Raw genomic sequence first — 14299 nt, 5'->3', positions numbered from 1 at the left:
CGGTATCAGCTGAACGCGGCCGCGTGCTCGCTCGCCCACTGGGCGAACGTACGCCCCGCCCGCCCGGTGATCCGCTCCGTCTCCGGGGAGATCTCGGCGGGGCGGTCGACGCACTCCGCGTACATCCGCAGCAGCGAGTCCGCGATGGCCTCCGGCACGCCCCCGCCGGTCATCGCCTCCCGGGCCGCATCCGCCGGGATCTCCTCGTACCGCAGCGGCCGCCCGAGCGCCTCGCCGAGGATGGCCGTCTGCTCCGCGAAGGTCAGCGACCGCGGCCCGGACAGCAGCGGCTTCTGGCCGGTGCAGTCCTCGCTGAGCAGGGCGCGGGCGGCGACGGCCGCGATGTCGCCCTCGTGGATGGGCGCGGTGTGGGCCCGCGCGTACGGCCCGTACACCACATCGCCCTTGCGGATCTGCGCCGCCCACTGGAGCGCGTTCGAGGCGAACGCGCCGGGCCGCACATGCGTCCAGGCGAGCCCCGATCCCTCGATCTCGGTCTCCAGCTCATGGTGGTGGTTGCCGATGACATTGCCCGGGCCGGGCTCCGCCGCGGCCGAGGAGGAGAGCGTGACGATGCGCCGCACCCCCGCCCGCGCGGCCTCGCGCAACAGCTCGGCGGGGCCCGTCTGCCACACCACCGCCGCGTTGAGGAAGACCGCCGTGGCGCCGTCCAGCGGAAGGTCGGCGGTGCGCGCCACCCGCACCCCCTCGGGCAGCCGCGCCGAGTCCGGGTCGCGGGTCAGCGCGCGGACCTCCGCGCCCGCCGCGACCAGCTCGTCCACCACATGCTTGCCGACGGTTCCGGTGGCTCCGGTCACCACGATCATGACGAATTCTCCTCGCTCCGACGTGCCCTTGGGGCTGACCGCCCCCACGATTCATCCGGGCGGATGAACTTGTCAAACAAATAGATGGGTGAAGTCGCCCGGCCCTGCGGCTAGCCTGACCGGGTGAAGGAGAGAGCTCCACAGGAAGCCCCGAAGAAGCCCCGCCGCGCCCCCGCGCCCCAGGAGCGCAAGCTCGACTCCGAGCGCTCCCGGCGGCTGCTGCTGGACGCCGCCATGGACGAGTTCGCGGAGAAGGGATACGCGGGCGCCCGCGTCCAGGACATCGCGGACCGCGCCGGGGTCAACAAGCAGCTGATCAGCTACTACTTCGGCGGCAAGGAGGGCCTCTACCTCGAACTGCACCAGCAGTGGCTGCGGCGCGAGGCCACCATCGCCGACCCGGCCCTCCCCCTCCACGAGCTGATCGTGCGCTATCTCGACGAGTCCTTCGCCGACCCCCGGCCCACCCGCCTCAACCTCTGGAACGGCCTCACCGGCGGCGCGGTGGAGCCGGACCCCGAAGACCTCTCCGGGCTGCGCCGCCGCCAGGCGGCCGGCGAGCTGGCCGAGGACCTCGACCCGGCCGCCGCGATGCTGCTGTTCATGAGCCTGGTCTCGGCGCCCGTCGCGATGCCGCACATCGTGCGGCAGCTCTTCGGCGTCGAGCCGGACTCACCCGAGTTCCGCGAGCACTACACCGAGCAGCTGCGCCGGATCGTCCGCCACCTCGCGCCCTAGCGGGCGTCCGGGCGGTCTTTTCCCCTACCCGCCCCTTCCCGCAACTGGGGCTCCGCCCCAGACCCCGGGCCGGGGGCAAGCCGCCGCGCGGCGGAGCCCCGCGCGGCGACAGGCCTCGGCAGGGGCGAGGGGAGGGCAGTGTGCGAGCGGCGGTCGGTATGCGGCTCCGCCGCGTGGGTCTGCCGCAGGCGTCAAGATCCGCGGGCCGGGGCCTTAATCCGCTTGACGTCACCGCTGCCGCTGACAGGATGGCCCGCGTCCATCCGACGACCAGCAGGAGCATGCGATGCGCCGATTCCTCGGAACTACTCAGCGCCCCCACCGGACGACAGTTCTCGAGGACTTCAGCACCCATGCCCACTTCGCGCACCCCGCGGGCCCCGCGCATCGCCCGCACCCTGAACATCGGCATCCTGGCGCACGTCGACGCCGGTAAGACCAGCCTCACCGAGCGCCTGCTCTTCGACCACGGCGCCATCGACCGCCTCGGCAGCGTCGACAGCGGCACCACCCAGACCGACACGGGCGACATCGAGCGCGAGCGCGGGATCACCGTGCGCTCGGCGGTCGCCTCCTTCACCGTGGGGTCGGCACAGGTCAATCTGATCGACACGCCCGGCCACTCGGACTTCATCGCCGAGGTCGAGCGCGCCCTCGGCGTGCTGGACGGCGCGGTCCTGGTGCTCTCCGCCGTGGAGGGCGTCCAGGCGCAGACCCGGGTGCTGATGAAGACGCTGCGGCGGCTGCGGCTGCCGACCCTGCTCTTCGTCAACAAGATCGACCGCGCGGGCGCCCGCCAGGACGGGCTGCTGACGGACATCCGGGACCGGCTGGCCCCGCACATCGTCGCGATGACAGCGGTACGGGGCCCGGGCACGCGGGACGCCCGCGCCGTGCCCCGGTCGCTCGACGACGCGGACGTCCGCACCCAGATGGCCGAGGCGCTGGCCGAGACCGACGACGCGCTGCTCGCCCGGGTCCTGGACGGCCCGCCGCCCACGCCCGCCGAGCTGCGGGCGGCGCTGGCCGCCGGGACGGCGGACTGCCGCGTCCACCCGGTGTTCTTCGGCTCGGCGCTGAGCGGCCAGGGCGTCGGCGCGCTCGCCCGCGGGATGGCGCGGCTGCTGCCGCCCGCGCCCGCCGGCGCGGAGGCGGCGGCAGCCCCGTACGGGACGGTCTTCGCCGTCGAGCGGCGGGCCGGAGCCGGGCAGAAGACCGCCTGTCTGCGGCTGTTCACGGGCGAGTTGACCGTACGGCAGAAGGTGACGCTCCACCGCCGCGGGCCGGGCGGCACGCCCGTGGCGTACACGGGCCAGCTCACCTCGCTCGACGTCGTCGGCCGCCCCGGCGCGGGCCGGCTGACCGCCGGGAACATCGGGAGGGTGCGGGGCCTGCCCGAGGTGCGGGTCGGCGACCGGCTCGGCCCGGCCGACGCCGCCCCCGACGGCCCCGACGACCCGGGCGGCCCCGCGCGCCCGGAGGCGGACCAGCCGCACTTCGCCGCGCCCAGCCTGAGCACGGTCGTCCGCGCCCGCGAGCCCGGCCCGGGCCCCGCCGCCCGGCTGCACGCCGCGCTGGTGAGCCTGGCCGAGCAGGACCCGCTGATCCACACCCGCGCCCTGCCGGGCGGCACCACCTCGGTGCTGCTGTACGGGGAGGTCCAGAAGGAGATCATCGCGGCGACGCTCGCCCGGGACTTCGGCATCGAGGCCGACTTCGAGCCGAGCCGGCCGGTCCATGTCGAACGGCCCGTGGGCGTCGGCGAGGCGTGCGAGGAGATGGCCCGGCGGCATCACACCGGCCTCTGGGCGACCATCGGGCTGCGCGTCGAGCCCGCCCCGGCCGGCTCCGGGGTGGCCTTCCGGTACGAGACGGAACTGGGCGCGCTGCCCCGCGCGTTCCACCACGCCATCGAGGAGACCGTGCACGACACCCTCCTTCAGGGCCACGGCGGCCGGGCGGTGACCGACTGCCGCGTCACCCTGATCCGCTCGGGCTTCTCCAGCCCGCTCAGCACCGCCCGCGACTTCCGGGAGCTGACCCCGGTGGTGCTGGAGCGGGCGCTGCGCGGCGCGGGGACGCGGGTGTACGAGCCGTGCCACGCCTTCGAGCTGGAGATCCCGCACGACACGCTGGCCCCGGTCACCGCCCGGCTCACCGCGGCGGAGGCGGAGATCGCCGGCGTGGCGGAGACGGCGGGCGGGGCGCCGGTCTGGCTGCTCGAGGGCCGGATCCCCGCCCGGGAGGTGCACGGGGTGAAGCGGTGGCTGCCGGGGCTCACCCGCGGCGAGGGCGTGTGGTGGTCCCGGCCGTCCGGGGACCGCCCGCTGGGCCCGGGGCGGGAAACCGGCCCGGGGCGGGAAACCCCGTCCGCCGCACCCCGCGCACCGCAGGCCGGACGCACGGATTCCGCCCCCTCCGGTCACCCTTTCCCGTGACTCATCGGCCGGTTGGGGTCACTTCCGTACGTCCCGGGCGTATGCTCGGGCCACATGGGGGCGGAAAACGACAATCCCGCCAATGCACCCGCCCACGACGGGACTTGGCGGGTCCGGATCCGTAGTACGACCGGCGAGGTTCTGGGCGCCGGAATCCTTCTGGGCAGCGAGACGGTGCTGACGTGCGCCCATGTGATCCCCGCGGACGGATGGCCGGTGCCCGCCGCGGAAGTCCGGGTCGACCTGGTCGGCGTGCCCGACGCCGAGCCCGTCACCGCGCGCGTCGCCGAGGGCTGCTGGGTGCCCCAGCGCGCCGACGACTGCGGCGATGTGGCCCTGCTGACGCTGAGCCGCCCCCAGCCCGCCGAGTACGCGGCGCGGCTGTTCCGGCTGCCGCCCAAGCCCCGGCGGCCGGTGCGGATGTTCGGCTTCCCCGAGGGCAACGACAACGGGATGTGGTTCTCGGCCCGGATCGCGGGCACCGCGGGACCGCGCGCGGAGTGGGTGCAGCTGAACCCGGAGTCGCGCGGCGACGTGGTGCGGTGGGGCTTCAGCGGCGCCGGGGTCGAGGACGAGGAGACCCAGCGCGTCATCGGCATCGTGGTCAGCCGCTACGACGACTCCGACAGCGTGCCGAGCGCCGAGCGCCGCCACTTCTCGTACATGATCCCCGTCGAGACGGTCCTCCGTCATCTGCCGGGGGTCCGCCGCTGGGTGGACGGCGACCCCGGCGTCGACGAGCGGCTGGTCTCCCCGCTCACCGACGGCGTGCAGGACATCGGCTTCGCCCAGCGGCTGGCGCTGTGGCTGCGCCGCGAGAGCCTGGCCGGGCGGGAGGGCATCGCGGACGTCGAGACGGTCGTGATCGCCGACGACGACAGCGACCGGTACGAGACGCTCAGCCGGGCCGTGACGCTCGCGGACCGCGAGCTGGCCGGGGTCGGCGCCGAGCAGGCGGTGTCCTCGGCCCCGCGCAACACGGTGCCGCCGATCGGCAGCCTCGACCTGGCCGTCGACGTCACCGGCCGCACCGACACCGACGTGGCCAAGCGGGTCGCCGACCGGATGGACCTCAAGGCGCTCGGCGACACCTCGCCGTTCAGCCGGATCCGGGCCAACGCGGTGCCGCTGACCATCGTGGCGGTGAGCGTGGACCGGGCCCACGACCCGGAGGCCCTGGTCCGCTTCATGGAGATCCTCGCCGACCGGGGCAGCCGGCTGATGCTGGTCTTCCGCGATCCGCAGGCGCCCGCGCTGCGCCTGGCCGAGCGGCTGTTCCGCCCGGAGCGGGAGCGGATCGACGCCTGGATGGGCGAGCTGGCCGGGCAGGTGACCCGCGCGGAGCGCCTCGAGCGCGAGGCCGTCGAGCGGCGCGCGCTGCTCTCCCCCGCCCTGAACGCGCCGTACCCCCGCAGCGCCTCGGCGCTGCGCGTCAATCTGCTCCGGCTGCGCGGCGACCCCGGGCTGTACACCCATCACATCATCGCCAAGATGGCCGCCTTCGAGCACGCGGCGGCCACGGTCCTGCGGCGCGCCGAGGCGGCGCTGTGCGCGGCCGACGAGCAGCTGAAGCGCATCCCCGAGCTGGAGGGGCTGCTGCGCGCCTCCGCCGCGAGCGCGGGGGCCCGGGCCGTGTCGGAGCACCCCGAGCTGATCCCCCTCCAGCGCGCGGCGGTCGAGCTGCTGGATTCGGTGCCGTACGACGTGGCCGCCGCGCAGGAGGCGGTCGACCGGTTCGTGCGCGCGGTCAACGAGATCGGGCCGTGAGCGGGCTCCCGAGGAGAGCCGGGGAGGAGACGTGATGACGGACGGGACGAGGGGCGGCGGCCCGCCGGGCGGGGCGGCGCTCTGCCACCGGCCCGACTGCCCTGCCGCGGGCCACGGCCGGATCAACGACCGGGGCTTCTGCTCGGAGTGCGGCCACAAGGCCCAGGGCCCGGCCCCGGGCGCCGCCTCCCCTGGCGCGCCCGCCTCCGCCTCCGGCACCCCGGAGGCCTCCGGCATCCTGGAGTCCGAGTCGACCGCCACCGCGGCCCGCGCCCGACGGCGCGCCGTGGCCGGGAAGTTCACCGTCCGGCCCGCGGGCGACGGCCTGATGGACCTGCCGCGGGTCGAGCTCCCCTCCCTCCGCGACCTGATCGACAACGATCCGCAGCCGCCCCCGAAGGGACAGCCCTGCGCGGGCCAGGGCTGCGAGGAGACCGTCGGCGCGGCCTACGCCGGACAGCCCGCGCTCTGGGCCGGGTTCTGCCCCCGCCCCGACTGCCGCCACCCCTTCGACTTCACCCCGAAGCTGCGCCCCGGTGATCTGCTGGGCGGCCAGTACGAGGTGGTCGGCTGTGTCGCGTACGGCGGGCTCGGCTGGGTCTATCTCGCCGAGGACACCCAGCTCGACCGCCAGCCCGTCGCCATCAAGGGGCTGATCAACGACGACGACGAAACGGCGCAGCGCGCGGCCGTCGAGGAGCGCCGCTATCTGACCCTGCTCGACCACCAGGGCATCCTGCGCATCATCAACTATGTGCCCCACCCGGATCGCGACAGCGGCCGCCTGCGGGGCTACATCGTGATGGAGTTCGTGGCCGGGATGACCCTCGCCGGGATCAGGGACCGCATCAAGCGGTCCGAGCCGCCGTTCGACGACTCCCGCCTCTACCAGTACATCCTCACCTATGGCGCGCACATCCTGGACGCGCTGGAGTATCTGCACGGCGAGAAGCTGGTCTACTGCGACATCAAGCCGAGCAATGTCATGCACCACGAGGGCCGGGTCAAGGTGATCGACCTCGGCGCGGTCCGCCGGCTCGGGCAGCGGGACGGCCCGGTCACCTACACCGACTGGTTCGCCTCCCCCGAGGTCCGCGAGCGCGGCGCCGCCGACCTCACCGAGCTGCACGACCTCTACGGGGTCGGGCGCACCCTGCTGAACCTCTCCGACAAGGCGGTGCGGGCCGACCAGCGGCCGCCGGGCCTGGGCGCCGAGTCGTACCGGCGGCTGCTGGACCGCGCCACGGCCTTTGACCCGCGGCGGCGGTTCCGGTCCGCCCGCGAGATGGCCGAGCAGCTGCGCGGGGTGCTCCGCGAGCTCCACTCGCTGCGGCTGGAGCGGGAGCAGCCCGAGCCCTCCACGCTGTTCTCGCCCACCGCGGCCCTGCTCGACTCCGGGCTCGGCCGGATCCCCGGCCTGGAGCGCTGGCTGGCCGGGGAGGCCCGCCCCGTGCTCGCGGACGGCCGGCCCGACCCCGCCGAGGTGCCGTTCGGGCTGCCGGTGCCGTTCCCCGACGCCAAGGACCCGGGCGCGGCGCTGCTCAACACCCCGACGGGCAGCGGCCCGCGGCGGCTGATCGAGCAGCTGGGCGCCTTTCCACACGAGTCCGCGGAGATACGGTTCCGCATCTGCCGCGCCCATCTCGAACTCGGCGAGCCGGCCGACGCCGAGGCCCAGCTGCGGGCCGTCGAGCGGATCATCGGCGGCGGCGCGCCGTACGACTGGCGGCTGAACTGGCACCGCGCGCTGGTGCGGCTGACCGAGGGCGCCGTGGCCGAGGCCCGGCAGGAGTTCGACGCGGTGTACGACGCGCTGCCCGGGGAGTACGCGCCCAAGCTGGCCCTCGGCTACTGCGCCGAGCACCTGCGCGACCACGGCGCGGCCGAGCGGTTCTACCAGGCGGTCTGGCAGCGCAACCGCTCCCAGGGCAGCGCCGCCTTCGGCCTGGCCCGGCTGCGGCTCGCCGCGGGCGACCGCACCGGGGCGGTCGACGTCCTCGGCGGGGTGCCGAAGGTCTCGCGCCACCACGACGCCGCCCAGATCGCCACGGTGCGGGCGCTGGCCGGCCGGCTGGGCCACCCCGACCGGCTGCCGACCGAGACGGACTTCGCGGAGGCGCTGACCCGGCTGCCGCGGCTGTATCTGGACGACGGACGGGCCTCGGGCCACGCCCGTGAGCGGCTGACCGCCGAGGTGCTGGAGGTCGCGCTGGACTGGGTGCTCCGCTACGGCGCCGCTGACGACGCGCGGGAGGCCGGGGCGCTGTTCGGAGAGCGGGACGAGCAGTCCGCGGTGCGCGCCCGGCTCGAAAAGGCCCTGCGGGCCCTGGCCCAGCAGGCGGACAGCCCCGAGGCCCTGGAGGTGCTGGTCGACCGGGCCAACGCCGTCAGGCCCATGACCCGCGTCTGACGAGGGGATCGGATGAGCGAGGACAAAGCGGGAACGGATGGCGCGGGGGCCGGGCCGGCCGGGACGGACCGCCCGGCGGCGGACGGCGGCGGCCCGGCCGCGGGCCGGGGCGCCAAGCCGGGCGAGGGACACGACGGCCCGGCCATCACCCTGCGCGTGGACCAGAACGCGTATCTCCCGGCCGCCGCGGGCCGCGCCGAGATGCACGCCATCGTGCGGGTCGAGGCCCAGGGCCTGGGCCCGGCCGCGGCCCGCGCCGCGGCCTGCGAGGTCATCGTCATCGACTGCTCCTCGTCGATGACCTGGCCCCCGACGAAGATCATGGCGGCCCGCAAGGCCACCGTCGCCGCCATCTCCGCGCTGCGCAAGGGCACGCGCTTCGCCGTGGTCAGGGGCACCGAGCGGGCCGAGGTGGTCTATCCGCCCACCGGCGGGGTGGCCGTCGCCGGGCCCGACACCAAGGCGGCCGCCACGCACGCCGCGATGAAGCTGGCGGCGGTCGGCGGCACCGCGATCGGCACCTGGCTCGACCTCGCCCGCCGCCTCCACACCGGGCAGCCCGCGCCCCTCCGGCACACCCTGCTGCTCACCGACGGCAAGAACGAGAGCGACGAGCCCGGCCATCTGGCGCGGGTGCTCGATGAGTGCGCCCCGTGCTTCACCTGCGACGCGCGCGGCATCGGCGACGACTGGGACGCCGCCGAGCTCAGGGAGATCGCGCGGCGGCTGCGCGGCCGGGCCGACGCGGTGCTCGACGACTCCGACCTGCCGGCCGAGTTCGCGGCGATGACGCGCGGCTCGATGGCCAAGGCCCTGACCGGGCTGCGGCTGCGGGTGCGGACGCGCGCGGGCGGCGCGGTCGGCCTGGTCAAGCAGGTGTACCCGACGCGTCTCGACCTCACCGACGAGGGCGCCCGGCCCGACTCCCGGACCTGGGAGTTCCGCACCGCGCCCTGGGCCGACGAGGTGCGCGAGTACCACCTGTGCGTCCTGGCCGACCCGGAAGGCGACGCGCAGGACGAGGAGATCGAGCTGGCCGAGGTGGAGCTGTCGCTCGACGCGGATCCGGACAGTGGCGCGGCCGGCATCCGGCTGCCCGCCGCGCAGTCCGTGCTGGTCCGCTGGACGGACGACCCGCTGCTGTCCTCCCGTATCCACCCCCGGCTCGCGCACTACGGCACGGACGACGCCCTCGGCCTCGCCGTCACCGCCGCCTACGACGCGTATGTGGCGGGCGAGCCGCAGCAGGCCCAGGAGCACTGGGGCCGGGCCGCGCGGCTGGCGCACCAGTTGGGCAACGAGAAGATGCTGGACCGGCTGCGCGGGCTGGTCGACATCGTGGACCCGGCGGCGGGCGAGGTGCGGCTGCGGGAGGAGATCAGGCCGCTGGACCTGAACTCCACCATGGTGCTGTCCGACGAGAGCAGCCACTTCCGCGGCCCGGACCCGGGCGCCCCCGAGCCCGCGCTGCCCCTCTCCCCCGCCGCGCCCGCCGGCCCCGACGTCAAGTGCCCCAACTGCGAGCGCCTGGCCCCCGCCACCGCCGCCTTCTGCCAGCAGTGCAACACCCCCCTGGGCCCCGGCGGCCCCGGCACCCCGGCCGGTGCGGTGTGAACGGCACCCGCGGCTTTCTGATCCGCCGTCTGGTGACGCTGCTGGCGCTCTCGGTGGCCGCCTCCGCCGTGCTGTTCACCGCGTACTACGGCGTCAGCCGCAACACCCGGGCCGTACGGGACGCGTCGGCCCCCGCGATACTCCAGGTGGCCGCGGCGAACGAGGCCCTGGACGAGTCGTACGAGTACGCGAAGCGCAGCCTCGTCGGCGGCACCGGGGACATCGAGGGGCTCGGCGAGGACTACCGCACCACGCTCTCGACCGCCAACCAGGCCCTGGCCCAGGCCCTCAAGTCCACCACCGCGGGCCCCCCGGCCCGTCAGACGCTGCTCACCGTCACCGGCCTGGTCTCCTCCTACGGCGACCTGGTCCAGCAGGCGTACGTCAACCGCGACAACACCGCGCTCCGCGACGCGTATCTCGGCTACGCCGAAACGATGCTGCGCGGTGACGACGGCTCCGGCCACAGGGCGCGGAGCGGTGACAGCGACATCCTCGCCCGGCTGGCGCAGGTGGAGAAGAAGCAGCTCCGCCTGCTCGACCAGCAGACCTCCTTCGGCTGGCTGCTGTCGCTCGCCTGGTGGGTGCTGGTCCCGGCGGCCTGCGCCGCGCCGGTCGTGCTGCTGGTGCGCACCCAGCGCTTCCTGCGGCTGCGCTTCCGCCGCCGGTTCAACCCCTTCCTGCTGGTGGCCACCGGGCTGTTGCTCCTCACGGTGCCGACCCTGGCCGTCCTCACCTACCAGACGCAGGACCGGCTGGCCCAGGCCCGCACCAGCCTGCGCCAGACGAACATCGGCAAGGCCCCCGACACCACCAACAAGAGGGTGAGCACCAAGATGGAGGAGACCCACTGGCGCACCGGCGCCGTGGTGTGGATACCGATGGGTGGCGTGCTCCTCGCCGCGCTCGTCTTCGTCGGGCTCCAGCCGCGTATCGACGAGTACCGGTTCCGGGCCCGATGAGCGCCGCCACCCGCCCCGCCCGCCCCCGGAACGTCACCGCCGCCGTGCTCGGCCTGTGGCTGGTGATCCTGTGCGCCCTCGGCTCGGGCGACGCGGGCGCCCAGCCGTCGGGCGGCACGATCCGTGTGCTCGCCTCCTGGACCGGGCCCGAGGCGACCGCCTTCCGCCGCGTGCTGGACGCCTTCACCGATGCGCACCACATCCGCGTCGAGTACCAGGGCACGACCGCGCTGCGCGAGGTGCTGCTCTCCGAGGTGCGGTCCGGCACCCCGCCCGACATCGCCGTGCTGCCCAGCTCGGGGGAGCTGACCGCCTACGCCGCCCAGGGCTATCTGACCGAGCTGGACGAGGTGGTCCCGGCGGAGTACCCGCCGCTGTGGACGCCCAGGCAGCCCGAGAACGGACCGGTCTACGGCATCGCCGTCAAGGCCGATCTGAAGAGCATCGTCTGGTACGACGGCACCCGCCACACCCGCGGGGACCTGCCCGCCCTGGCCGCCGACAGCCGCCAGTGGTGCGTCGGCATGGGCGACGGCGCCACCTCCGGCTGGCCCGGCACCGACTGGATCGAGGACATCCTGCTGCGGCTACAGGGCAAGGAGGTCTACGAGCAGTGGGCCTCCGGCGACCTGGCGTGGGACGATCCACGCGTCGAGGAGGCGTGGCGGACCTGGGGCGAGCTGCTCTCGGGCCCGGCCGCGCGGACCGCGCTGCGCACCGACTTCCGCGCGGCGGGGAAGAAGCTGTTCGCGCAGCGGCCGCCGTGCGCGCTGGAACACCAGGGCTCCTTCATCCGCGGCGGCTACGCCCCCCACTCCCGCCAGGCCAGGTTCGGCTTCTCCGCCGATGTGCTCAGGCTCCCGGGCTCGCCCCCGGGCGCGTACGAGGTGTCCGGGGACTTCGCCGCGCTGTTCAAGAACACCGGGCACACCGGGCAGGCGCTGGAGCTCATGCGCTATCTCGCCGCGGCCAAGGGGCAGCAGGTGTGGGCCGAGGAGACCCCGCGCGGCTCAACCAGGCCGTTCTCCGCGAACAGCAAGGTGCCGGTGACCGTCCAGACGGACGGCGTCGCCCGGTCCATCGCCCAAACGCTCAAGTCCTCCTCGCTGTGCCTGGACGCGTCCGACGCCATGCCGCCGCGCATGCGGCTCGCCTTCCAGCGCGCCGCCCTCACGTTCCTCAGCTATTCGGCCGCGGACAAGGAGAAACGGCTGGGGACGCTGCTGGGCAGTCTGGAGAAGGTCCACCAGAGCACCGAGCGCAGCACGTTCCCGGACCAGCCCTGGCCCTCGACGGTGTGCGGCTGACCATGCCGATCGGGCGGGCCCGGGAATCCCCGGACCCGCCCGATCGGCGTCGTCACCCTCGTCGGCCTACGGCACCATCTCGTCCGGGCAGGGCGTGCCGCGCGGCAGCTGGTACTTGCCCGCTATCCGGTATATGCCCGGGCGCGGGGCGTGCAGCACGGTCCACTCGTCCTCCGGCTGCCCCTCCTCGCTCGGCTCGAAGACCTGCTTGGTCAGACACCCCTTGCGGTTGACCGCCAGCCCGTCGCCCGCGTCCGGCTCCGGAGCCTTGACGCTGTTGCCCTTGGCGTCCACCAGGCCCAGCCACGGGGAGTACGGGATGCGGATGAGCACCGGGCCCTTGGCGCGCACGTTCAGGACCAGCTCGTCGGCGCCCGCCAGCTGCACCGTGGCCGGCGGATCGGCTATCGGGGTGGGGTCCTTGACCTCGTACAGCTTCCAGTTGTCGTCGCCCCACACCTCCCGCAGATACGGCAGGCCCTGGGTGATCAGCTCGGTCTCCTGCCGCGCGGCGTGGTCCGGCTCGTCGGCCGGCAGCACCACGAAGTGCACGGCCCAGCGCTTGAGCCAGGCCTGGTACTCGGCCGCGGTGAGCGTGTCGTCGTAGAAGATCGGGTTCCGGTCCAGGTCCCGCTGGCGGTTCCAGCCGCGGGCCAGGTTCACGTACGTGGCGAGCGCGGAGGACTCACGGTGGCTGCGCACCGGGACCACCTCGACCCGGCCCCGGTTGGCCTCCACCCGGTTCAGCTGGTGGACCAGCGGCGCCAGCTCGCGCGCCCAGGACGCCGACGGGGTGGTGTGGATGACATCGTCGCCCGTCTTGACCCCCTGCCACACCGTGACCGTCACCAGGGACAGCACCAGCGCGAGCCACGCCCGCCCGGCGCCCGTGGAGAGCAGCTTGCGGCGCGGCGGCACCCGGCGGGCGGCCAGCGCGGCGATCAGCACCACCCCGCCGAAGATCATGCTGAGGCGGGAGATGTTGGTGCCGATCTGGGACGGGATCAGCCAGGTCAGCACCACCCCGATCGTGTAGAGCGCCCCGCCCACCCGGACGGTGCGCCAGCGCCGCGGCGCGAACAGGAAGACGGCGACGCCGGTCAGGCCCGGCAGTATCGTCGACGCCCAGCCCATCGGCTGCTCGCCGGAGAACGGGAACAGCCAGGCCGACAGCCCGACCACGATGACCGGCGTCACACCGAGCGCGTACGAGGCGGGGTGGCGCCGGGTCAGCCACAGCGCGGCGGCCACCATCCCCACGAACAGCCCGGCCACCGGGCTGGACATGGTCGCGAGCGCGGCCAGCACGGCCGCCAGCAGGGCCCGCAAGATCTTGTGGTGCCAGTGCCGGGACCGCCACTTGGTGGGCCAGGCGAAGATGACCGCCACGGCGCCGAGACCGAACATCGCGCCGAGCCCGAACGTCACCCGGCCCGAGATCGCGTTGCAGACCAGCGCGAACGCGCCGTACAGCGCGGGCCACAGCGGCCTCCGCACGACACGGCTGCGCACCAGCAGCAGCGCGAGCAGCCCGGCCGACAGCGTCCCGGCGATCATCATCGTCGTACGCACGCCGAAGACCGCCATCAAATATGGCGAAATGACGCTGTACGAAACCGGGTGCATCCCGCCGTACCAGGCGAGGTTGTACGCCGAGTCGGGATGCTGGAGGGCGAACTCCGCCCAGGCGTCCTGCGCGGCCAGGTCGCCGCCGCTGTTCGCCAGCAGCGCGACCCAGAGCAGATGCAGCACCCCGGCGAGGAGCAGGGCGGCGGGCACGGGATGGGACAGGAAGCGCCCGACGCGCCGCAACCGGCCCGCCGTCTGCTCCCGCTCCTGTTCCCGCTGCTCATCGCTGTGCGTCAGCGCCGGACCCGGGTCCTCGGCCGGGCCGGCACCCGCCGGTGAGCCCGCGTCCTCAGCGGGGCTTGCGCCCTCCGCCGCGTCCGCGCCTTCGGCGGGCCAGCGCTGCGCGGGCAGTCGTATTCGCGGCGCGGTGTTCTCTTCGGAACTCCCGCTGTTATCGGCCCGTGTCGGATCCACGGTGGTCACTGCGGCTCTCCCCGTCTTCCCCGAGGTCTGCCCCCATCATCCTTCAAACCTGTGCCGGTTCACCCCGGTTCGCCACGGCAGGACCGACACCGGAGGCGCAGGCGACGCTAGCACGCGAAGGCCCACAAAAGGCCTTCTGGGCGAGGCGGTGGGGTGTGGTGTGGACAACTTGCTACGGACGGCC

General features: G+C 74.3%; 9 protein-coding genes. 7 read left to right on the top strand and 2 right to left on the bottom strand.

The features are described from left to right. Positions 1-5: 5 nt before the first annotated feature. Positions 6-827: an NAD(P)H-binding protein gene (locus tag ACH4S9_RS08265; RefSeq protein ID WP_398370638.1), complete on the bottom strand. Its 822-nt coding sequence runs from the start codon at positions 825-827 to the stop codon at positions 6-8. Positions 828-950: 123 nt separating this feature from the next. On the opposite strand from ACH4S9_RS08265, the gene ACH4S9_RS08260 reads away from it, so the two are divergent. From ACH4S9_RS08260 to ACH4S9_RS08230, 7 genes are all read left to right on the top strand, one after another. Further along, complete coding sequence (locus ACH4S9_RS08260) at positions 951-1565, top strand: TetR/AcrR family transcriptional regulator (protein WP_385342457.1); 615 nt, start codon at positions 951-953, stop codon at positions 1563-1565. Between the two features lie 353 nt (positions 1566-1918). Continuing rightward, positions 1919-4003 (top strand): tetracycline resistance ribosomal protection protein Otr(A), encoded by a 2085-nt coding sequence (gene otr(A) / locus ACH4S9_RS08255; RefSeq protein ID WP_398370636.1) that lies wholly within the window; start codon positions 1919-1921, stop codon positions 4001-4003. Between the two features lie 54 nt (positions 4004-4057). After that, a complete protein-coding gene (locus tag ACH4S9_RS08250) occupies positions 4058-5770 on the top strand; it encodes a trypsin-like peptidase domain-containing protein (RefSeq protein ID WP_398370634.1) in 1713 nt (570 codons plus the stop codon). Positions 5771-5804: 34 nt separating this feature from the next. Next, positions 5805-8180, top strand: a complete 2376-nt coding sequence (locus ACH4S9_RS08245) for a tetratricopeptide repeat protein (RefSeq protein ID WP_398370632.1) — start codon at positions 5805-5807, stop codon at positions 8178-8180. Between the two features lie 12 nt (positions 8181-8192). After that, the gene (locus ACH4S9_RS08240; RefSeq protein WP_398370630.1) at positions 8193-9794 is read left to right on the top strand and encodes a VWA domain-containing protein; all 1602 of its coding nucleotides are present in this window, start codon (positions 8193-8195) and stop codon (positions 9792-9794) included. Beyond that, positions 9791-10756 carry a hypothetical protein gene (locus ACH4S9_RS08235; RefSeq protein WP_358843378.1) on the top strand — a complete coding sequence of 322 codons (966 nt, stop codon included), beginning with the start codon at positions 9791-9793 and terminating at the stop codon, positions 10754-10756. Before ACH4S9_RS08240 ends, ACH4S9_RS08235 begins: the two co-directional genes overlap by 4 nt. Continuing rightward, entirely contained in the window at positions 10753-12063 is a 1311-nt protein-coding gene (locus ACH4S9_RS08230) for an ABC transporter substrate-binding protein (RefSeq protein ID WP_398370628.1), read from the top strand. The genes ACH4S9_RS08235 and ACH4S9_RS08230 overlap by 4 nt, the downstream gene beginning before the upstream one ends. Before the next feature lie 66 nt (positions 12064-12129). On the opposite strand, the gene ACH4S9_RS08225 is transcribed toward ACH4S9_RS08230, so the two are convergent. Next, a complete protein-coding gene (locus ACH4S9_RS08225; RefSeq protein WP_398370626.1) occupies positions 12130-14115 on the bottom strand; it encodes an MFS transporter in 1986 nt (661 codons plus the stop codon). Positions 14116-14299 lie beyond the last annotated feature (184 nt).

It is taken from the genome of Streptomyces sp. NPDC021225 (assembly GCF_044332865.1).
Lineage (GTDB): Bacteria > Actinomycetota > Actinomycetes > Streptomycetales > Streptomycetaceae > Streptomyces.
The sequence above is the reverse complement of the archived record's forward strand: the minus strand, read 5'-3'. Positions and strand labels throughout refer to the sequence as shown.

Coding starts and splice junctions, on each gene's coding strand:
- ACH4S9_RS08240 (WP_398370630.1), top strand. CDS start 8,193: ATGAGCGAGGACAAAGCGGGAACGGATGGCGCGGGGGCCGGGCCGGCC.
- ACH4S9_RS08250 (WP_398370634.1), top strand. CDS start 4,058: ATGGGGGCGGAAAACGACAATCCCGCCAATGCACCCGCCCACGACGGG.
- ACH4S9_RS08245 (WP_398370632.1), top strand. CDS start 5,805: ATGACGGACGGGACGAGGGGCGGCGGCCCGCCGGGCGGGGCGGCGCTC.
- ACH4S9_RS08265 (WP_398370638.1), bottom strand. CDS start 827: ATGATCGTGGTGACCGGAGCCACCGGAACCGTCGGCAAGCATGTGGTG.
- ACH4S9_RS08230 (WP_398370628.1), top strand. CDS start 10,753: ATGAGCGCCGCCACCCGCCCCGCCCGCCCCCGGAACGTCACCGCCGCC.